The organism is Acinetobacter sp. NCu2D-2 (assembly GCF_001647675.1).
Classification (GTDB): Bacteria; Pseudomonadota; Gammaproteobacteria; order Pseudomonadales; family Moraxellaceae; genus Acinetobacter.
This window is the reverse complement of record NZ_CP015594.1, coordinates 2412946-2432379: the sequence shown is the minus strand read 5'-3', so window position 1 is coordinate 2432379 and position 19434 is coordinate 2412946. Positions and strand designations below refer to the sequence as shown.

At 40.9% G+C, this 19434-nt stretch carries 19 protein-coding genes; 12 read left to right on the top strand and 7 right to left on the bottom strand.

Features of this window, described 5'->3' with window-relative positions:
- Nucleotides 1-137: 137 nt before the first annotated feature.
- Together parC and A3K93_RS11725 are read left to right on the top strand one after the other, a co-directional pair.
- The gene (gene parC / locus A3K93_RS11730) at nucleotides 138-2357 is read left to right on the top strand and encodes a DNA topoisomerase IV subunit A (protein ID WP_067731375.1); all 2220 of its coding nucleotides are present in this window, start codon (nucleotides 138-140) and stop codon (nucleotides 2355-2357) included.
- 150 nt (nucleotides 2358-2507) lie between these two features.
- Nucleotides 2508-4184 (top strand): AMP-binding protein, encoded by a 1677-nt coding sequence (locus A3K93_RS11725; RefSeq protein WP_067731743.1) that lies wholly within the window; start codon nucleotides 2508-2510, stop codon nucleotides 4182-4184.
- A 51-nt stretch (nucleotides 4185-4235) separates the two neighbouring features.
- On the opposite strand, the gene A3K93_RS11720 is transcribed toward A3K93_RS11725, so the two are convergent.
- On the bottom strand, nucleotides 4236-4616 hold the full coding sequence (locus tag A3K93_RS11720) for a hypothetical protein (protein ID WP_067731374.1): 381 nt from the start codon (nucleotides 4614-4616) through the stop codon (nucleotides 4236-4238).
- A 99-nt stretch (nucleotides 4617-4715) separates the two neighbouring features.
- Here A3K93_RS11720 and A3K93_RS11715 point away from each other — a divergent pair, with 99 nt between their 5' ends.
- Both A3K93_RS11715 and ppa read left to right on the top strand, forming a co-directional pair.
- Entirely contained in the window at nucleotides 4716-5114 is a 399-nt protein-coding gene (locus A3K93_RS11715) for an MAPEG family protein (RefSeq protein ID WP_067731373.1), read from the top strand.
- 122 nt (nucleotides 5115-5236) lie between these two features.
- Nucleotides 5237-5773: an inorganic diphosphatase gene (ppa, locus tag A3K93_RS11710; protein ID WP_067731372.1), complete on the top strand. Its 537-nt coding sequence runs from the start codon at nucleotides 5237-5239 to the stop codon at nucleotides 5771-5773.
- Between the two features lie 91 nt (nucleotides 5774-5864).
- Here ppa and A3K93_RS11705 read toward each other — a convergent pair whose 3' ends face one another.
- Nucleotides 5865-7163, bottom strand: coding sequence for an OprD family outer membrane porin (locus tag A3K93_RS11705; RefSeq protein ID WP_067731371.1), 1299 nt, complete (start codon nucleotides 7161-7163; stop codon nucleotides 5865-5867).
- A 754-nt stretch (nucleotides 7164-7917) separates the two neighbouring features.
- Between A3K93_RS11705 and A3K93_RS11700 the strand changes: the two genes are divergently transcribed.
- Nucleotides 7918-8643 carry a TorF family putative porin gene (locus A3K93_RS11700; RefSeq protein WP_067731370.1) on the top strand — a complete coding sequence of 242 codons (726 nt, stop codon included), beginning with the start codon at nucleotides 7918-7920 and terminating at the stop codon, nucleotides 8641-8643.
- Nucleotides 8644-8680: 37 nt separating this feature from the next.
- Here A3K93_RS11700 and A3K93_RS11695 read toward each other — a convergent pair whose 3' ends face one another.
- Together A3K93_RS11695 and A3K93_RS11690 are read right to left on the bottom strand one after the other, a co-directional pair.
- Nucleotides 8681-10174 carry a YifB family Mg chelatase-like AAA ATPase gene (locus A3K93_RS11695; RefSeq protein WP_067731369.1) on the bottom strand — a complete coding sequence of 498 codons (1494 nt, stop codon included), beginning with the start codon at nucleotides 10172-10174 and terminating at the stop codon, nucleotides 8681-8683.
- A 65-nt stretch (nucleotides 10175-10239) separates the two neighbouring features.
- Entirely contained in the window at nucleotides 10240-10467 is a 228-nt protein-coding gene (locus A3K93_RS11690) for an accessory factor UbiK family protein (RefSeq protein WP_067731742.1), read from the bottom strand.
- 277 nt (nucleotides 10468-10744) lie between these two features.
- Here A3K93_RS11690 and glnK point away from each other — a divergent pair, with 277 nt between their 5' ends.
- The 7 genes from glnK (at nucleotide 10745) to A3K93_RS11655 (ending at nucleotide 16875) form a co-directional block, all read left to right on the top strand.
- The gene (gene glnK / locus A3K93_RS11685) at nucleotides 10745-11083 is read left to right on the top strand and encodes a P-II family nitrogen regulator (RefSeq protein ID WP_005094485.1); all 339 of its coding nucleotides are present in this window, start codon (nucleotides 10745-10747) and stop codon (nucleotides 11081-11083) included.
- Nucleotides 11084-11142: 59 nt separating this feature from the next.
- On the top strand, nucleotides 11143-12555 hold the full coding sequence (amt, locus tag A3K93_RS11680; protein ID WP_067731368.1) for an ammonium transporter: 1413 nt from the start codon (nucleotides 11143-11145) through the stop codon (nucleotides 12553-12555).
- 138 nt (nucleotides 12556-12693) lie between these two features.
- Nucleotides 12694-13158 carry a transcriptional regulator NrdR gene (gene nrdR / locus A3K93_RS11675; RefSeq protein ID WP_067731367.1) on the top strand — a complete coding sequence of 155 codons (465 nt, stop codon included), beginning with the start codon at nucleotides 12694-12696 and terminating at the stop codon, nucleotides 13156-13158.
- 2 nt (nucleotides 13159-13160) lie between these two features.
- Complete coding sequence (gene ribD / locus A3K93_RS11670; protein WP_067731366.1) at nucleotides 13161-14249, top strand: bifunctional diaminohydroxyphosphoribosylaminopyrimidine deaminase/5-amino-6-(5-phosphoribosylamino)uracil reductase RibD; 1089 nt, start codon at nucleotides 13161-13163, stop codon at nucleotides 14247-14249.
- Nucleotides 14246-15538 carry a DNA adenine methylase gene (locus A3K93_RS11665; protein WP_067731365.1) on the top strand — a complete coding sequence of 431 codons (1293 nt, stop codon included), beginning with the start codon at nucleotides 14246-14248 and terminating at the stop codon, nucleotides 15536-15538. The genes ribD and A3K93_RS11665 overlap by 4 nt, the downstream gene beginning before the upstream one ends.
- 24 nt (nucleotides 15539-15562) lie before the next feature.
- The gene (locus A3K93_RS11660) at nucleotides 15563-16222 is read left to right on the top strand and encodes a riboflavin synthase (protein ID WP_067731364.1); all 660 of its coding nucleotides are present in this window, start codon (nucleotides 15563-15565) and stop codon (nucleotides 16220-16222) included.
- A gap of 107 nt (nucleotides 16223-16329) precedes the next feature.
- Nucleotides 16330-16875, top strand: coding sequence for a VTT domain-containing protein (locus tag A3K93_RS11655; protein WP_067731363.1), 546 nt, complete (start codon nucleotides 16330-16332; stop codon nucleotides 16873-16875).
- 52 nt (nucleotides 16876-16927) lie between these two features.
- On the opposite strand, the gene blhA is transcribed toward A3K93_RS11655, so the two are convergent.
- From blhA to A3K93_RS11640, 3 genes are read right to left on the bottom strand one after another with little or no spacing between them, the layout of a single operon-like run.
- Entirely contained in the window at nucleotides 16928-17557 is a 630-nt protein-coding gene (gene blhA / locus A3K93_RS11650; RefSeq protein WP_067731741.1) for a cell division protein BlhA, read from the bottom strand.
- Nucleotides 17558-17579: 22 nt separating this feature from the next.
- Entirely contained in the window at nucleotides 17580-17987 is a 408-nt protein-coding gene (locus tag A3K93_RS11645) for a DNA polymerase III subunit chi (RefSeq protein ID WP_067731362.1), read from the bottom strand.
- The gene (locus tag A3K93_RS11640; RefSeq protein WP_067731361.1) at nucleotides 17980-19428 is read right to left on the bottom strand and encodes a leucyl aminopeptidase; all 1449 of its coding nucleotides are present in this window, start codon (nucleotides 19426-19428) and stop codon (nucleotides 17980-17982) included. Before A3K93_RS11640 ends, A3K93_RS11645 begins: the two co-directional genes overlap by 8 nt.
- Between the last annotated feature and the right edge of the window lie 6 nt (nucleotides 19429-19434).

Genomic DNA, 19434 nt, shown 5'->3' with positions numbered 1-19434 from the left:
GTATAAAGTGGATATTTTTACGCCATAAGACACGATTTGTCGCGCTGTGTCATTTCATGCCCTTGTGCCATACACAGACGCGACTTAGCATAAGAACCATTGATACAAAAACGAATGATTTAGGAATATAGGTTGTTATGACAAGCCTTGCGCATCATGCGACAGAAAACCGTTCCGTAGCGGAATTTACCGAACAAGCTTACTTAAACTATGCCATGTACGTGATTATGGATCGTGCATTGCCGCATATCAGTGATGGCTTGAAACCTGTTCAACGCCGTATTGTTTATGCCATGAGTGAGCTTGGTTTAAAGTGGACAAGTAAGCCCAAAAAATCTGCACGTACGGTCGGTGATGTACTTGGTAAATATCATCCGCATGGCGACTCAGCTTGCTATGAAGCCATGGTGCTTATGGCTCAACCTTTTAGTTATCGCTATCCATTTATTGAAGGACAAGGTAACTGGGGTTCACCTGACGATCCAAAATCATTCGCAGCGATGCGTTATACCGAAGCGAAATTATCGCAGTATAGTGAATTGCTACTGTCTGAATTGGGACAAGGCACATGCGATTGGCAGGATAACTTTGATGGTTCAATGAAAGAGCCGATCAATCTCCCTGCACGCGTACCTAATATCCTGTTAAATGGTACGACTGGTATTGCTGTGGGGATGGCAACCGATATTCCACCGCATAACTTACGTGAAGTGGTTAAAGGTACTATTGCTTTAATTCGTAATCCTAATCTGACTGATGCCAAAATGGCGGAATATATTCCAGGTCCAGATTTGCCAACGAAAGCAGAAATTATTACAGCACCTGCAGAATTACTCAAAATTCAAACCACGGGTCGCGGTAGTTACCGTATGCGTGCCGTTTATACGGTCGATAAAAACGAAATCGTGATCACTGAACTGCCATATCAAGTTTCTGGTTCAAAAATTATTACCCAAATTGCCGATCAGATGCAGGCGAAGAAACTGCCGCTTGTGACTGATGTGCGTGATGAATCGGATCATGCCAATCCAACGCGTCTGGTGATTGTGCTGCGTTCAAATCGTATTGATGCAGAATCGGTGATGAGTCACTTGTTTGCAACGACTGACCTTGAGTCTAGCTATCGTGTCAATATGAACATGATCGGTGCAGATGGCCGTCCTCAAGTGAAATCGATTCGTAAAATCCTGTTGGAATGGATTGAGATTCGTAAAACCACAGTAACGCGTCGTCTACAATATCATTTAAATAAAATCGAAAAACGTCTGCATATTCTGGGCGGTTTAATCGTTGCATATTTAAATATTGACGAAGTGATTCAAATCATCCGTGAAGAAGATCAGCCAAAACCTGTATTGATGGAACGTTTTGGTATTGATGAAGTTCAAGCCGAAGCCATTTTGGAACTGAAACTCCGTCATTTGGCACGTCTTGAAGAAATGGAAATGCGCCGTGAGCAGGAAGAACTTGAAGCCAAAGCTGCAGTCATTCGTGAACAGTTGGCAAATCCTGAGTCATTAAAGTCACTCATTATTGATGAGCTGAAAGACGACGCGAAAAAATTTGGCGATGATCGTCGTTCACCAATCGTGCATCGTGAAGAAGCGCATGCGATTGATGAATCAGAAATGTTGCCTGCGGATCCTGTGACCGTTGTACTTTCAGAAGCAGGTTGGATTCGCTGTGCCAAAGGGCATGAAGTTGATGCTGAAAACTTAAATTACCGTGCGGGTGATCAGTACTTAAGTCATGCTCAAGCCAAGTCAAATCAACGTGTTTATGTTTTAGATGACACGGGTCGGAGTTATGCACTACCGATCAGTCAGCTACCATCCGCACGTGGTTTAGGTGAACCTTTAAGTTCAAAACTTTCACCTGCAAGTGGCGTTGGCTTTAAACAAGTGTTTGTTGCTGATGATGAAACAGAAGTCTTGGCCGTAAGCAGCAAAGGGTATGGCTTTAAAACACAAGCCAAACAATTGGATACCAATGCAAAAGCGGGTAAATCCTTCTTAACTTTGCCTGAAGGGGCAAGTGCTATGAATTTGCAAGCAATTGAAAATGCAACGCATTTGGCAGTTTTGAGTACCGCTGGTCGCCTTTTAGTGATGGATTTATCTGAATTACCTGTACTTAACAAAGGTAAAGGTAATAAATTGATACAACTTGAATCGAAAGATCAAATTTTGTCCATGACAACATTGAATTTAGATGAAATAATTCAAGTGCTTGCAGGGCAACAACAATTAAAACTAAAAGGTGATGATCTGCTGAAATATGTGGGTAAACGAGGTTCGAAAGGGCAGCTTTTACCACGCGGTTATCAGAAAGCAAATAGACTGTTGATTCAGAGATAATACTAGCGTCCATCTGTTGAAATACGTTATATATGATAACTACTTCGACAAGATGGATGCGGTGCTGCATATAAACAACTTCAAAAATGACGTGCAGCATTGAAAAAAACAGTTGAAATTCTAAGGATTATGATTGGAGAAATTGGCATTATGGAAAAAATTTGGTTTGCTGAATATCAGAAAACAGGGATTCCACAAACGGTAGAACTACCAGCTGAAAATACTTCTTTAGTGGATGTGTTTGAACGCAATTTCCAAAAATTTGGCTCACGTGATGCCTTTATCTTCATGGATAAAGTTCTAACTTATAAAGAACTTGATGAAGCTAGCCGCAAATTTGCAACGTATTTACAAAGCCTGAACTTACCTAAAGGTACACGCGTAGCCGTGATGATGCCGAACGTACTACAGTATCCAGTCGTTGCATTGGGTATCTTCCGTGCAGGTTTGGTATTGGTAAACGTGAACCCACTTTACACTTCACGTGAACTTGAGCATCAATTGAATGACTCTGGCGCTGAAGTACTCGTGATCATCGAAAACTTCGCGTCTGTTTACCAAGCAATTATTGGTAAAACGCCTGTGAAGCAAGTGGTTGTGGCTTCTGTAGGTGACATGCTTGGTACATTAAAAGGTACTTTAGTGAACTTTGTTCTACGCTCTGTACGTAAACAAATTCCAGCGTGGAACATTCCGGGTCATATCAAATTCAATACAGCGATGTCTAAGGTGAATGTAAATAACTACAAACGCCCAGAATTGACACTTAGCGATACGGCAGTACTTCAGTACACAGGTGGTACAACAGGTGTATCTAAAGGTGCAGAATTGACGCATCGCAACTTAGTATCAAACATGTTGCAATGTGACGGTATCTTCCAAAGTAAATTTGGTGCGCAAGATGGCGAGCCAGATGATCGTATTTTCTGTGCATTACCGCTATATCACATCTTTGCATTCATGGTGTGCGCGCTGTACGGTATGTATAAAGGTCAAGCGAACGTACTTATTCCAAACCCACGCGACCTACCTGCGGTAATTAAAGAATTACGTAAGTACCAACCAACCTTCTTCCCAGCAGTAAACACTTTGTTTAATGCATTGGTGAACAATGAAGAATTCAAACAACTTGACCATAGCCGCTTAAAAATGGCAATGGGTGGTGGTATGGCAGTACTTCCTTCAACTGCAGAAGCATGGAAGAAAGTTACAGGTACAAATATCATCGAAGGTTATGGTTTATCTGAAACTTCTCCAGTGGCAACAGCGAATCCACCTGCATCTGAAGAATTCAGTGGCACAATTGGTATTCCACTTCCATTGACTGAAGTTGCAATTCTTGATGATGATGGCAATGAAGTTGCACTCGGTGAACAAGGTGAAATTTCAATCCGTGGTCCTCAAGTGATGAAAGGCTACTGGAACCGTCCTGATGAAACCGCGAAAGTGATGTTCAATGGGTTCTTCCGTACGGGTGATATCGGTGTCATGAATGAACGTGGCTATGTGAAAATTGTAGACCGTAAGAAAGACATGATCTTGGTATCAGGCTTCAACGTTTACCCATCTGAAATTGAAGAAGTGATTGCAACACATCCAAAAGTGTTGGAAGTGGCAGCAATTGGTGTACCTGATGAAAAATCAGGTGAAGTGCCTAAACTTTTCGTTGTGAAAAAAGATCCTTCATTAACTACTGAAGAAGTTTTAGCTTTCGCAAAAGAAAACTTAACAGGCTACAAACGTCCTCGTTATGTTGAATTTATGGATGAGCTACCAAAATCGAACGTAGGTAAAATCCTTCGTAAAGATTTACGTAAAACTGCTTAATCTGTAAAAATAAAAAAAGCGCCATGAGGGCGCTTTTTTTACGGCTTATTTTTACTTTTTCATCAACCAGCGGTCAAAATAAGGACGCCCAACACCTACAATGCCAACGAAAATAAACATGGTGCCAAAGTGGCGGCTAAAGCCGGATTGCTGGAACTGTCCATAGGATAAAATATTATCAGCAATGGCATATACAAGAATCACAACAATCCAATACCATAGCGGTAAACGTTTAATACCCACCGCATAAAACGCGATCCATAGAATAATAAACGTGAAGATGGTCGACCAAATATTCATATTGGCACAGATGACCGTCAGTAAAAAAGCAACAATAGGCAGTACGATTTTTAATACACGATCCACTTGAAGCTGATGTTGGCGCTGTTTTGTCAGCACGTCAAACAATTCATTGTCATCAGGTGTGACCATTGCAAATCCTTAAAACATTAATAAAAACACTGTATTTAACAAAATTTATTCACAAATTGCCATGTTATGATAGTGACAAATTTGTCATGAGAAGAGCAGATGCAGAGTGTGAGTGGCGTAATTTATCTTATTTTAGCTGCATGTTTATTGCCTTATGTCTTTACTTTAATTGCCAAAAAGGCAGCAGGATTTAAAGGCAAAGATAATCAAAATCCACGTGAATTTTTAGCGAAATCCACGGGTCTTGCAGCACGTGCTCATGCTGCACAGCAAAATAGTTTTGAGAGTTTACCGCTATTTATTGCTGCAATTTTAATGGCTGAATATTTGGTAGTACCGCAAAGTCTGGTGATGACTTTTGGTATCGGTTATTTGTTTTTCCGTGTGGTCTATGGGATTTGCTATTTGGCAAATTGGGCAACTTTACGTTCGATTGTTTGGCTACTTTCCATGTTATGTCCAATCACCTTACTGTTACTGATTATTCGTATTCTTTAAACACGAATAGACAGACGGTGGACATATTTACAGTTCAATTTTTTTAAACGCTAAAAAAATCTGTAAAAACCGTTATAATTGTTGCGGTTTTTAAAAGATACAACTTTTTAAAGAGTGATGCTATGAGCTACAGCAATATCCCAGCGGGTAAAGATGCACCAAACGACATCTATGTAATTATCGAAATCCCTGCAAACGCAGCGCCAATCAAATACGAAATCGATAAAGATTCTGATGCATTATTCGTAGACCGTTTCATGGGTACAGCAATGTTCTACCCAGCGAACTATGGTTATGTACCAAACACTTTATCTCTTGATGGTGACCCATTAGACGTATTGGTTGTGACTCCACACCCAGTTGAACCAGGTTCAGTAATTCGTTGCCGTCCTGTTGGTAAATTGAACATGGAAGATGACGGTGGTGTTGACGCGAAACTTGTTGCTGTTCCACACGACAAATTGACTCCACTTTACAAAGACGTTCAAGAATATACTGATCTTCCTCCTCTATTGATTAGCCAAATTGAACACTTCTTCCAACACTACAAAGACTTAGAACCTGGTAAATGGGTTAAGTTAAGTGGTTGGGAAGGTGCTGATGTTGCAAAACAAGAAGTGCTTAGCTCAATTGCTGCATACCAAGAAGCAAACAAATAATCTTTGTTTGAATCTTTTTCTAGTTATAGGACTAGAAATAAAAAAACCTGCACATTGTGCAGGTTTTTTTATGGCTTGAAATTCGAGTGGATTAGAATAATTTCACGGGAATATCAAGGAAGATACGCCATTCGTTGGTATCAGCCATGTAGATGTCGTTATATGCATCATCTGCACGATAATAAGAGTGACGTACACGCAGACTCGCATCTTTAGCAAAACCAGATTGAACGGTATATTTCACTTGGTTAAAGAATTCACGTTCTTGAGCGTCATCTTTGGTTGGAGTTTCAATATCCCAGCCATAAACAAATGCAGACGTCCAGTTCAAACCTGCAAGACCTTGATCGGCAAAGTTGTAGCTATACTGAACTTGAGCAGATTTCTCATGTTTACCGATGAAATCTGAAAGATATGAGTTCGGTACATAAATACTTTGTGCACCATCAGCGTTATTGCCGTAATCATAACCAATGCTACCGGTGTTTTGTTGGTAAGCCAACATCACGTTGTGTGCACCAGTATTATAAGTTCCTGAAATTGCCCAAATCGAGTTGGATTTATCTTCAGTTAATGTAGCAATATTAGAACGACTACCTTCTTCAAATTTAGTGTGATAACCACTGAAATCTAAAGTCAACGTATCTTTATTAGCTAAAGGCATTGCATAGTTTGCATTTACATAATGACGTTGCAATGTATCTTTGCTATCTAATCCATAATAAGACGTATTTAGCTGATCATTAACTTTGTATTTTGCTCCCCAAACCACAGCACGGTCTAAGTTGTTGCTGTCAGTTGAGATTTGATCTGAATATTGGTTCTTCGTGAATTTACCCGCAGTCAACTCTAGACCATTAATTTCACGGCTTGTTGCAAGTACACCAGTAAAATATTCAGGCACCATACGTGCAGTATTTGATGCTAGAACAGGTAGATCTAAGACCTGAGTACCATATTCAACAGTCGTGTTTGACACACGTGCTTTTACGCTTGCACCACCACGTGCCCAGTGATCGTAACTGTCACCTGCGCCAGAAGTAAGCTTGCCATCGACGATGCCGTTTTCACGTGGGATCATGCCATTGCCAGCATGTTTGTTTTTACCCAATTTAAATGATGCATCACCAACCGCATTTACACCGAAACCAACAACACCTTTAGTGAAGCCTGATTTCAATTCAACTATCGCAGATTGCGCTGCAGAGCTTGTATCGCTACCAGGATTTACGTCTTTTTTATCACGGCTAATGTAGCCAGTACGGAAAAGTACAGATCCTTCAGCATCTTCTACGAAGCCTTTTGCTTCACTTTGTTCACTTGCATATGCTGTCGATACTAAAGCAGCTTGAACTAATACTGCTAAAGTGAGTTTCTGAGCGTTTAACATCAGGAGAGAGCCTCATCATATTTTAAAGATAGGCATTCATAAGAAAACGTGAATGCAGATATTTAAGAAGAATTGTATAAGCAAACTGAAAAAAAATATCGTTTTTGACCGTCAAGTTAAACTAAAGTTATGCATTATTTTTAAGTTTTACTTTTCTGTATTCTTGTAAACACAAGGCTTTCAAAATTAAATTATAAAAAATGGTAAAAAAACCAATGTCTTGTGTGTATTTAAGATAATTAATTAATATTAAATAAGAATGAGGAACTGATCACAAAGCCATACAAAATATTCAACCGTTTATCGGATTGATTTTAATCAAATGTAAATATTGGTAAACGACACTAATCCTCATTTCAAAATATAAATCTTTTAGCAAGCAAATTAGAGATATGTACTTCCTCATACTCATGAGATCAATGGTTTGACTATTTGTTATGCACTGTTTAAAAGCAAAAAAATGAAATTGCACAAAAAATAGACTCATTTGGATGCAAGTTGTAAATAAATATGTAGATGATGATGAATGAGAAAAAGGATGTATTTTTTAGGTCTAAGAGTAAGCCTGAAGAGTTGAAGTAAATGTTGAAAAATAAAAAAATAATTAAAAATCAAAATATTATGTTGAAATAAAAAAGAAATAAATTAATTAAAACTAAGAGCTAAAAATTTTGGCATAGCAATTGCAAAGTCTAGATTGAGTTAATCAAATGACCATAAAAAAACGTCTCTGGACGGTCGGGGGAAACGAATAATGAAATTTACATTGAAAGCCTTAGCTCTTGCAGCAGTTGCTTCTACATCTACTTTTACTTTTGCAGAAGAAGCACCATCTGAACATAGTTTCTCTGGAAACATTGGTATTCTTTCTAGCTATAACCTTCGTGGTATTACAAATGGCCCTGAGAATAAAGGCGCAACAATTAACGGGGGGTTAGATTATAGCCACGCTTCTGGTTTTTATGCAGGTTGGTGGGGTTCAACACTCGATTATGGTTCAGACAATGGTTCAGAATTTGAAAATGATTTCTACGCAGGTTACAACGGCTCGATCAATGAAGATTTAGGCTATACCGTTGGCTTAACTTATTATTATTACTATGACATCGGTAACACAGGCTCTAACGGCTTCGAAACAATGTTAGGTTTAAGCTATAAAGACTTTGGAGTAACTGTACAAACATTATTAGAAGATCTTGATTGGGGTAATGCTGGAGATACATATATCAAAGGTACATACAGCTATGCTTTACCACATGATTTTAGCTTAGATACAGCATTAGGTTTGTATATCTATGACAAAAATGGCCCAATCGAAGCAACGGATACTTTTGGTTTCCGCCATTTCGACATTGGCTTAAGCAAATCTATTGCTGATACAGGCGTGACTGCAAGTGTAAATTACATTTTAGGTGGTTATGACCGTATGGATATCAAACAAAACAACAAAGTAGTCTTTGGTCTAAGCTACGGCTTCTAAGTAAAATTATAAAAAAAGCGGCCTTTAGGTCGCTTTTTTATATCTGTGGAATTTGGCTTCGATAAGACAATGCTTCAGATAAATGAAGACTCTGAATGGCCTCACTTTCTGCTAAATCGGCAATGGTTCTCGCGACACGAAGTACCCGATGATAGGCACGGGCAGATAAATCAAGTTTCTGCTGAGCTAATTCAATCATTTTGGCAGCCTCGGTATTAAGTTCAGCATACTGCTCAAGCTGTTTCGGGCTTAAACTCATGTTTAAGCAATTTTGCCGCTGCATTTGCCGTTCATAAGCCTGTATCACACGTTGACGTACGGTTTCTGAGTTTTCAGTGGCTTGCTGGCTTTGTAATTCTTTTGCTGGCAAAGGGGGTACATCAATATGCAAATCTATTCGATCTAATAAAGGTCCTGAAATTCGGTTTTGATAACGCTTGATTTGTTCTGGCGAACATTGGCAACGAACATCATGGTTAAAGGCATATCCACAAGGGCAGGGATTCATTGCTGCAATTAATTGAAAATTTGCAGGGAAAGTGATTTGACGTGATGCTCGGGAAATCACAATTTCTTTAGATTCTAAAGGTTGTCTTAAAACTTCTAATACTTTACGATCAAATTCAGGGAGTTCATCTAAAAATAAAACGCCCAGATGTGCCAAAGTGATTTCACCTGGTTTTGGATGAGAACCACCACCGACAAGTGCGATCGCAGATGCAGTGTGATGTGGTGCTCGAAAAGGTCTTTGTCCAAAAGGATGTTGAGCATTGGCAATGGAATAAATACTCGCAACCTCTAAATTTTCTTGAGTATTGAGTGGCGGCAAAATACTGGCTAAACGAGAAGCCAATAATGTTTTACCTGTCCCGGGAGGCCCTTTAAACAGTAATGAATGTCCGCCGGCAGCAGCAATTTCTAATGCCCGTCGTGGACGTAATTGTCCTTTAACATCGGCTAAATCAAATTTATAGGCATATTGGACCGTGTGTTGCTGAGTTTGAAATTCAGTGAGTCGAGCAGCATCGCTTAAGTGATCGCAGACTTCTTTTAGATGATTAGCCCCATAAACTTTAAAATCGGGAAGTTGGCAGGCTTCTTCTGCATTTGGGCTAGGTAATATTAACGTGTGCTGCTGTTGTTGGCAGGCAATCGCAATACTGAGTACACCTGTCACAGGGCGAAGCTGACCGTCTAAGGCTAGCTCTCCTACAAACTCTAATCCGTCCGTGCAATGTTCAGGGAGTTGCCCAGATGCGATTAAGATTCCAAGGGCAATCGGTAAATCTAGTCTTGAACCATCTTTGGGTAGATCAGCGGGTGCTAAGTTAATGGTTAAGCGTTTGGTTGGAAATTGAAAACCACTATTTAAAATGGCAGAACGGACACGGTCTTTACTTTCTCGTACCGCGGCTTCTGCTAGTCCAACAATGGTTAAAGAGGGCATTCCCTGACTGACATGTACCTCAACTTCAATGAGAGGTGCATGCAACCCGAGTAGACCTCGGGTATAAATTTTTGCAAAAGACATTTTATTGTTCCGTTATGGTGCATTATTTTTATTGGTGTCTTGTCTTTTATGCACTTTAAGTGTGCTTATTTTTTGTTCGCAATGCGCTGTTCGAGTTCAGAAACCTGTTTTAGTAATTCATTGAGACGTAAATTGGCATTATTCAATGCTTGTTTTTGTCGTTCAATTTCATCCTTAGAAACTAGATCCATTTTTGTAACTGCTTCTTTAAGCAACGCACGTAGATTTTTTTCTAAGTCTTTTTTCGGTTGTTCAACCTGCTGCAAAATCGCTTCTAATAGGGTTTCGATCATGGGGATTCCCAAAGCTAAAAAAATTGAAAGCACAGTGTAGCATTGCTCAAGTGCAGCCCATAGTGTTTCAGACAAAATATGGGTTTAACCGATCGCTTATATTGAAAATCTCCACATAAAAATCAACATTTTTTTTAAATTCGAACAATTTAAAGGGTTAAAATAAGGTATAAAGAAACGACATGTCGAGCTTTCTAATTTCCCCCGACCTTAGAGATCTTGGCATGAAATTTGAACATAAAACCTTACTGGTGAAATAAGCCGAAGGAAAACAAACATGAAGCTCGTAACTGCAATTGTAAAACCTTTTAAATTAGACGACGTGCGTGAAGCATTGTCTGAAATCGGTGTTCAAGGCATCACTGTGACTGAAGTCAAAGGCTTTGGTCGTCAAAAAGGCCACACTGAACTTTATCGTGGTGCTGAATACGTTGTTGATTTTCTACCAAAAGTGAAAATCGAAATCGCGATCAGCGATGACATGGTGGATTCTGTTATTGAATCAATCACTCGTGTTGCTAGCACAGGCAAAATCGGTGACGGAAAAATTTTCGTAACCAATTTAGAACAGGTCATCCGTATTCGTACAGGTGAAACAGGTGCAGATGCCGTTTAATTTGGCACGAAGTTTGCTGAGTAGCGAATAACTCACAAAAACTTGGTTGGGGGATACGAATGAAAAAAATGCTAGTCGCGTTGGCTATGTCCAGCGCATTATTGGGCGGTTCTGTTACATGGGCTGAAGAAGCGGTAACAGCACCTGCTCCTACTGAAGAAGTTGCAGTATCAGAAGCAACAGAAGAATTAACAACAGCAGATGTTGCCGATGAGGCAATTGTCGATGAAGCAGTGCCAGCTGAAGAAGCTCCTGCGGCAGAAGAAGAACCTACTCTAGATACTGGTGATACAGCTTGGATTTTAGTATCGACAGCACTTGTTCTTTTAATGACTATTCCTGGCCTCGCATTATTCTACGGCGGTATGGTACGTAAGAAAAACGTACTGAGCACTATGGCGCATAGCTTTGTTGCTGCGGCAGTAGTAAGTATCGTTTGGGTTGTGATTGGTTATACTTTGGCATTTGGTGAGGGTAATGCCTTCATTGGTAGCCTAGACAAGTTCATGCTTGCAGGCATTACCACAGATGCACTTTCGGGCACAATTCCTGAGATTCTATTTGTCATCTTCCAAATGACATTTGCCATCATTACGGTTGCCATTATCAGTGGTTCTATCGCAGAACGTATGAAGTTTGGTGCTTTTGTTGCCTTCATTACGATCTGGGTGATTGTGGTTTATGCACCAATTACTCACTGGGTATGGGGTGGCGGCTGGTTAGGTAGCGATGGTGCGCTTGACTTTGCTGGTGGTACAGTTGTTCATATTAACTCGGGTGTCGCTGGTCTAGTTGCAGCGTACATGCTTGGTAAACGTATGGGGCTTGGGCGTGAATCAATGGCGCCTCATAACCTTGCATTAACTGTAGTGGGTGCGAGCTTAATCTGGGTAGGTTGGTTCGGTTTCAACGGTGGTTCTGCATTAGGCGCAAATGGTTCAGCAGGTTATGCACTTGTAGTGACTCAAGTTGCAGCAGCAGCGGCAGCAATCTCTTGGTTAATTACTGAAAAACTGGCACGTGGTAAAGGTTCTGTACTGGGTGCAGCATCAGGTGCGGTTGCAGGTCTTGTGGTGATTACACCAGCAGCTGGTTTCGTGACTGTCGGCGGTGCCTTAGCAATGGGTCTGATCGGTGGTGTAGTTTGCTTCTGGGGTATTACAGGACTTAAACGCGCACTTAAAGCGGACGACTCTCTAGATGCATTTGGTCTGCACGGTGTTGGTGGTATTGTTGGTGCAATCTTAACTGCAGTATTCGCAAGTTCATTCATTATGGGTGACAGCGCGCCAACAAATGTATTGACTCAACTTTGGATTCAAATTGAAGGTGTACTTGCGACCATCGCTTACTCTGCAATCTTGACATTCATTATCTTAAAAGTGATTGACCTTGTCATTGGTATCCGCGTAGAAGCTGATGACGAACGTATGGGTCTAGACTTAAGTCAACACGGCGAACGCGTAGAATAAAATAAATCGCAATAATCAATATATTGTGTAAAACAGCCCTTCGGGGCTGTTTTTTTTCTATATCTTGCGTAAAACTCTACAAAGTTTAGAATTTTTGCTACACTCAGAAACCGTCTAGATTTGTTCAATTAAACCGCTATGCACTGCCCATTTTGCAATACCGCAGACAGTAAAGTGATTGACTCACGATTGGCTGCTGAAGGCTGTCAAATTCGTCGTCGTCGTGAATGTATTAGTTGTAACGAGCGTTTCACGACTTTTGAAAGCTATGAAGTTGTCATGCCACGTGTGATTAAATCAGATGGTAAAAATGAACCATTTGATGAAGCAAAATTACGCCGTTCTTTGATGCATGCATTACAAAAACGTCCTGTAACGCAGGAACAAATCGAAACAGTACTCAGTGATATCCAATTACAAATTCGTCGTCTCGGTGAACGTGATGTCAAATCACGCACTATTGGTGAAATTGTCATGCAATCATTATTTGCATTGGATCACGTGGCTTATGTCCGCTTTGCTTCCGTGTACCAAGATTTCCAAGATGTCGAGGCGTTTCGTCATCAAATTGAACAAATGCAACAACGGGATACCCAAGAATAAACATGCCTGATTGTATGCAAGATCAAATCTGGATGCGCCGTGCGATCGAATTAGCGCAGCAAGGACAGTACTCCACTAAACCTAATCCCAATGTCGGTTGTGTCATTGTTAAAGATGGACAAATGGTAGGAGAAGGTTTTCATCCGAAAGCAGGGCAACCGCATGCTGAAGTATTTGCCATGCGTCAGGCAGGTGAATTAGCACGTGGGGCAACAGCTTATGTCACTTTAGAACCTTGTGCGCATTATGGTCGAACCCCACCGTGTGCCAAAGGCTTGGTTGAGGCAGGTGTTGCTAAGGTGATTGTGGCTTGTCCCGATCCAAATCCACTGGTTGCAGGAAAAGGTGTGCAAATCCTTCGTGATGCGGGAATCGAAGTCGAAGTTGGTATTTGCCAAGATGAAGCACATCAATTGAATCTTGGCTTCTTAAAAGCCATGGCAACAGGCATGCCTTATGTCAGATTAAAAATTGCATCGAGTCTAGATGGTCGAACTGCGATGGCATCGGGTGAATCGAAATGGATTACTGGTTCGGCTGCTCGTCAGGATGTACAACATTGGCGTGCGATTTCGGGTGTGGTGATTACGGGTATTGATACTGTCTTGGCAGATGATTGTCAGCTTAATGTTCGGCATCTTAATGGTGTTGATGATCTGGAAAATATTGTACAGCCAAAGCGCCTAATTTTAGATCGTCAAGGCCGGTTACCGCTGAGCGCTAAAATTCTAGAAGATGCCGCAAGCGTCATAGTGATGGGGCCATTTCGTCAAGAGCTTGCAGATTTAGGTGTGATACAATTTCCTGTGCAGCCGTTAAAAGAATTACTGCAACAACTAGTTCAACAGCATCAAATTTACGATGTCATGATTGAAGCAGGGGCAACCCTATCTACTGCATTTTTACAAGAAAAATTGGTTGATGAACTGATGAGCTATGTGGCGCCAACATTGTTGGGAAATACGGCACGTAGTATGTTTAATGCAAATTTTAGCCTCATGGCTGAACAACTCCGATTTAAGCTGCACGATGTTACTCAATTGGGTGATGACGTCCGCTTTAGGTTAATTCCTTCTCAAGAGACACTATGAATCCAGAGTCAACGGTTTACCATAAACGTCGCCATGCGGCACGTACCACCGATGAATATCTTTTCCATCAGTTGGTTCCTTATTTGGGGAACAAACGCCGTCTATTGCATTTGATTCTGGAAGCACTTGAGAGCACGGGAACCTTAAAACGTGAAGATGGTAGAGCACCCATTTTTGCTGATTTCTTTGCGGGCTCTGGTGTGGTATCGCGTTTGGCACGTCAAAATGGTTATCGCGTGATTGCCAATGACTGGGAACCGTATAGTCATGCATTAAACCATGCCGTTCTAGCATGTACAGAAGCACCTGCATTTAAAGAATTGGGTGGCTATCAAAAGGCCATTGATTATTTAAACCGCTTACCAGAAGTCAAAGGCTGGGTGACACATAATCTGTGTCCGCGTAATGATGAAATTTACGATCCAAGTCGTGACCGTTTATTCTTCAAACGTCGTAACGGTATGCGTATTGATGCGATCCGTCAGCAAATTGCAACATGGCAAGCTCAAGGTGCAATTGATGATGTCGAGATGTCGGCACTACTTGCACCCCTGTTGTATTCAGCCAGCTTTGTTAGTAATACCTCAGGCGTATTTAAAAGTTTCCACCATGGTTGGGGTGGTAAAACCCAAACAGCTTTAGAGCGTATAGAATCTTTACTTTGGTTAACACCAAGTCGTTTCTGTGAAGATGCCAAGCATCAAGGTCCTGCTGCGGAAATGTGGTGTGTAGATGCACAGCATTTGGCCAATCAAATGAGTGGCTTTGAAGTGGATGTCGCTTATCTTGATCCACCGTATAACCAACATGCATACAGCAGTAATTATCATGTCTTGAATGCCTTAACCCTATGGGATCAGGTGGATTTGCCAACTCCAGATACGAAAGGCTTTAAGAGCGGTATTGACCGCGCATGGCGTAAAGAACGTCCGAGTCACTACAACTCATCTAAACATGCCAAAGAAGCTTATGAGAAGCTACTTGAAACGATTAATGCACGTTTTATTCTGACCAGCTATTCAACAGATGGCAATATTAGTGCTACAGACTTGCTGCAAGCCAATTTAAAACGTGGTCGTGTAACTTTATTGACTCAGGATGTACCGCGCTATCGCGTCAGTAAGCAACGCCAGTCTGAGCGTGCACGTGTACTTGAGTTCATTGTGATTACGGATACTCATGCCAAATCTGGACCGTCAATTCGTCAGCTCTTAGGGCAGTTGCATCACTATGCGGAATTGGGCGGTGTAGATACGACAGGTGTAAGTACACAATTGGCACTTTGGTAAAAGAAATTAAAAAGAGAGAGCACCATGTTTACAGGGATTATCGAAAGTCTGGGCAAAGTTAAAAGTCTACAAAATGTCGGTGGTGATATTCGCCTCAGCATTGGAACAGACCTCGATATGTCTGATGTACATTTAGGTGACTCAATTGCCACCAATGGCATCTGTTTAACGGTGATTGCTTGGGGCGAAAACTGGTATGCAGCGGATGTTTCTCGTGAGAGCTTAAACCGTACCACACTCGGTCAATGGAAAGTCGGTCAACTTGTTAATGTTGAAAAAGCCATGCTGCCAACCACCCGTTTTGGTGGGCATATTGTTTCAGGTCATGTCGATGCCGTCGGTGAAATTACTTTGGTCCGTGAGGATGCCCGTTCACTTTATTTTGAAGTGACTGCACCTGTTGAGATTGCAAAATATTTGGCAGAAAAAGGTTCTATCACTGTGGATGGAATTAGTCTGACCATTAACCATCTGCGTGGCAACATTTTAAGTCTAAATTTAATTCCGCATACCGCAGAAAGAACCAATATCGGAACGTGGCAAGTAGGGCAAAAAGTTAACTTGGAAGTTGATGTTTTAGCTCGATATATTGAGCGTTTATTACTCGGTGACCGTGCTGCCGAACAGCCGCAGCAGTCGAAGCTGAGTATGGAATTCCTTGCCGAAAACGGATTTTTGAAGTAAATTCTGACCTATTCGAAAACAGTTTAGTTGAAAAATTAGACTGTTTTTTTGTTTTTCGGGATAATCCGTACCTCAGTCTGCAAGTTTTATGCAGTGGACAAGCTTGAATGCTCGATTTTTTACTTCATCTTGAAGAGTGGTTGCCCATTCTACTCAATCAGTATGGGACTTGGATCTACGCGATCTTATTTTTAGTCATTTTTGCTGAAACAGGATCGGTCTTCTTCTTTTTTCTACCAGGCGATAGTCTACTGATTGCAATCGGTGCACTGTGTGCCAGCAGCGACCTTATTACCTTACATTCTATGGGCTTATTGCTGTTTACTGCTTCGGTTTTAGGTTACACCGTCAATTACTATACGGGTCGTTTTTTAGGTTTGAAGTTCTTCAATGAACATTCACGTTTTTTCAAACCCGAATATATGGTGAAAACCAATCAATATTTTTGCAAACATGGCGGTAAAACGATTTTAATTGCCCGTTTTGTCCCGTTTGTTCGTTCATTTGGACCGTTTGCTGCAGGTTCAGCCCATATGAATTTTGCCACGTTTAGCTTTTACAATATTCTAGGCGGGTTATTGTGGATACCGAGTCTATTAATTATTGGCTATATGGTGGGTAATGCAGCATTTATGTTGGCTGATTTGTTCTAGACCGATCTAAGTACACATACCATTTTGATGCGGTATTTGACTTAAATCTCTCTTAATCTTGTGATGATTGATCCTGATTTTGGTTTTGAGTCATCGACAAAATATAATCAATTTCTTCTTTTGCAGCTGCTTTTAACTTGTCACGAAACGCTTTTAACGTTTCTTCAATGAGAAGTTCAGATTCTAATTCTAAACGAACACGCAAATTTTCTAATTCAGTGTCAATATCTTGATCATCAATGGTAAATTTGCCATGAGCCAATTGATGCGCGGCATTTTTTTCATAACGCGAAGCATACTGATCGACTTCAAGTGCTAACTTTTGGCTAATGAGTGCTAGCGTTTGGGTTTGTTCTGCATATTTACGTTCTTCATCTTTACGTAATTTATCAGCATATGCCTGTTCAGCAGCACGTTTATCGGCTAAAGCCTTTTCCAAAGCCATTTGTTTTCGTACACGGGCTTCTTCAATCAATTCAGCTTTACGCTTGACATAAGCCTCTTCGATACGCTGCTCAGAACGTTGTTGTGAATACTGATCTTGTTTAATCCATTCCTGTAAATTTGTCTCAGGTTTGAGCACTTCGCTGATGCGAGTCAGGTCATCAATAAAGGTCTGACGTACAGCTTCAGGCACATTTAACCAGCGCTGTTTAAAATCTGGACCAACATTTAATGCCACTTGCATCTCCTTAGAAGCGTTTTTACAGTTTATGTGTTTGTGGTTCTATACCGTAACTGCGGTATTGCTTGAACTTTTGTCGACCAATTTTTTTAGCCGATTCATTATTTTCAATAATCTCGATAATGTGACTAAATTTTGGCTCGGGTTCAAGCGCTTCTGAATTAAAATTGAAAATAATCCAGTCATTTTGTTCGGGTTGATCGGCAGAAATACAAATGCTCGCCTCAGGTTGATCGATACCGTGTGCTAAAAAGCTGGTCGGATCAAAGGTCCAAAGGCGCTCATCCAGTTCTTGTCGTACATCTGCATCATCACACAATATCCAAATACGTGCGTGCTGACGCAGAATTTTACGACTTAAACGACAAGCACTTTCGACTTGTCGTTCAGGGCTTTTTTCAAATAAATAAAAGCTGACCTTAGCCATTTTTGCTCGCGCGATTGGCAAGGAATTGTACCAATAATGGTACAGGACGACCTGTGGCATTTTTGTTGGTGCCAGATGTCCATGCAGTACCAGCAACATCTAAATGTGCCCAGCGGTATTCACGTGTAAAACGTTGTAAGAAGCATGCCGCTGTGACAGAACCTGCTTTTGGACCACCAATATTGGCAATATCCGCAAATGGTGAATCAAGCTGTTCTTGATAGTCATCAATCACAGGCATACGCCATACACGGTCAAACGCAGTTTGACCGGCTGCATCTAACTCTGCTGCAAGCTCATCATCAGGCGTAAACATACCGGTTAATACGGTACCCAGTGCCACAACACAAGCACCTGTTAACGTTGCAATATCAATTACAAGGGCAGGGTTGAAACGTTTGATGTATGTCAATGTGTCACAAAGCACTAAACGACCTTCAGCATCGGTATTTAAGATTTCAACCGTTTGACCACTCATGGTTGTCACGATATCGCCTGGACGTGTCGCATGACCTGACGGCATATTTTCAGCCGCTGCAATTGCACCCACCACATGAATATCAAGCTTCGCTTCGCAAAGTGCACGTAATGTACCAATCACAGAAGCTGCACCGCACATATCGTATTTCATTTCATCCATACCAGCGCCTGGTTTTAATGAAATACCGCCAGTGTCGAAAGTTACACCTTTACCCACCAAGACTACCGGTGCTTCTGAGCGTTGTGCATTGTATTCGATGGTAATAATACGTCCTGGACGATCAGAACCTTTGCTCACTGCTAAGAATGCGCCCATACCCAAATCAGCCATTTGCTGTTCATCAAGTACATTTACTTTCAAAAGATCAGGATATTCAGCAGCTAAAGCCAATGCTTGATCCGCAAGATATTCAGGGAAGCAAATATTACCTGGACGGTTGCCTAAATCACGTGTGTGGCTTTGACCTTTTTGAATCGCTTCAATCAAGGTGAGCTGTTCAGTACTTAGAGAAGTACTTTGTGCAATCAAATTGATCTGTTCAAGAACAAACTCATTTTTCTTCGATTTGAATTCATCAAATGCATAAGCAGCTTGAGTCAAGCTTAAGGCAAATAAATAATGCAATTCAGCAGGTAAAGCTGAAATATCGATATCAATTTTTTTAAATTTCTTTTGTGCAGCTTTTATGGCTGTTTGTGCAATTTTTGCAATTTTATTTGCTTTAACTTCAGTCGCTTTACCTAGACCAATCAAAGCTACATTGTTGCATGTAGGAACGCTTGCAACTAATGCAAGGCTTTCATTAAAACCCGCTTTAAATTGCGTGGCATTAATTATCGTGTCTAAGTTATTGATTTGATATGTTGAAGCTGCATTTTGTACTTGTTCAGCATCTACAAGAATCAACAAATATTCGCTGGAAGCATCCGCTTGGAATGCATTATTAATTGTGAGTTTCATGAGCGT

What these genes read in the sequence shown, in the direction of transcription:
- parC (WP_067731375.1), top strand. Translation starts at nt 138, where the DNA reads ATGACAAGCCTTGCGCATCATGCGACAGAAAACCGTTCCGTAGCGGAA.
- amt (WP_067731368.1), top strand. Translation starts at nt 11,143, where the DNA reads ATGAAAAAAATGCTAGTCGCGTTGGCTATGTCCAGCGCATTATTGGGC.
- A3K93_RS11660 (WP_067731364.1), top strand. Translation starts at nt 15,563, where the DNA reads ATGTTTACAGGGATTATCGAAAGTCTGGGCAAAGTTAAAAGTCTACAA.
- A3K93_RS11655 (WP_067731363.1), top strand. Translation starts at nt 16,330, where the DNA reads ATGCTCGATTTTTTACTTCATCTTGAAGAGTGGTTGCCCATTCTACTC.
- A3K93_RS11700 (WP_067731370.1), top strand. Translation starts at nt 7,918, where the DNA reads ATGAAATTTACATTGAAAGCCTTAGCTCTTGCAGCAGTTGCTTCTACA.
- A3K93_RS11645 (WP_067731362.1), bottom strand. Translation starts at nt 17,987, where the DNA reads ATGGCTAAGGTCAGCTTTTATTTATTTGAAAAAAGCCCTGAACGACAA.
- A3K93_RS11725 (WP_067731743.1), top strand. Translation starts at nt 2,508, where the DNA reads ATGGAAAAAATTTGGTTTGCTGAATATCAGAAAACAGGGATTCCACAA.
- A3K93_RS11705 (WP_067731371.1), bottom strand. Translation starts at nt 7,163, where the DNA reads ATGTTAAACGCTCAGAAACTCACTTTAGCAGTATTAGTTCAAGCTGCT.
- nrdR (WP_067731367.1), top strand. Translation starts at nt 12,694, where the DNA reads ATGCACTGCCCATTTTGCAATACCGCAGACAGTAAAGTGATTGACTCA.
- A3K93_RS11720 (WP_067731374.1), bottom strand. Translation starts at nt 4,616, where the DNA reads ATGGTCACACCTGATGACAATGAATTGTTTGACGTGCTGACAAAACAG.
- A3K93_RS11690 (WP_067731742.1), bottom strand. Translation starts at nt 10,467, where the DNA reads ATGATCGAAACCCTATTAGAAGCGATTTTGCAGCAGGTTGAACAACCG.
- glnK (WP_005094485.1), top strand. Translation starts at nt 10,745, where the DNA reads ATGAAGCTCGTAACTGCAATTGTAAAACCTTTTAAATTAGACGACGTG.
- A3K93_RS11695 (WP_067731369.1), bottom strand. Translation starts at nt 10,174, where the DNA reads ATGTCTTTTGCAAAAATTTATACCCGAGGTCTACTCGGGTTGCATGCA.
- ppa (WP_067731372.1), top strand. Translation starts at nt 5,237, where the DNA reads ATGAGCTACAGCAATATCCCAGCGGGTAAAGATGCACCAAACGACATC.
- A3K93_RS11640 (WP_067731361.1), bottom strand. Translation starts at nt 19,428, where the DNA reads ATGAAACTCACAATTAATAATGCATTCCAAGCGGATGCTTCCAGCGAA.
- ribD (WP_067731366.1), top strand. Translation starts at nt 13,161, where the DNA reads ATGCCTGATTGTATGCAAGATCAAATCTGGATGCGCCGTGCGATCGAA.
- A3K93_RS11715 (WP_067731373.1), top strand. Translation starts at nt 4,716, where the DNA reads ATGCAGAGTGTGAGTGGCGTAATTTATCTTATTTTAGCTGCATGTTTA.
- A3K93_RS11665 (WP_067731365.1), top strand. Translation starts at nt 14,246, where the DNA reads ATGAATCCAGAGTCAACGGTTTACCATAAACGTCGCCATGCGGCACGT.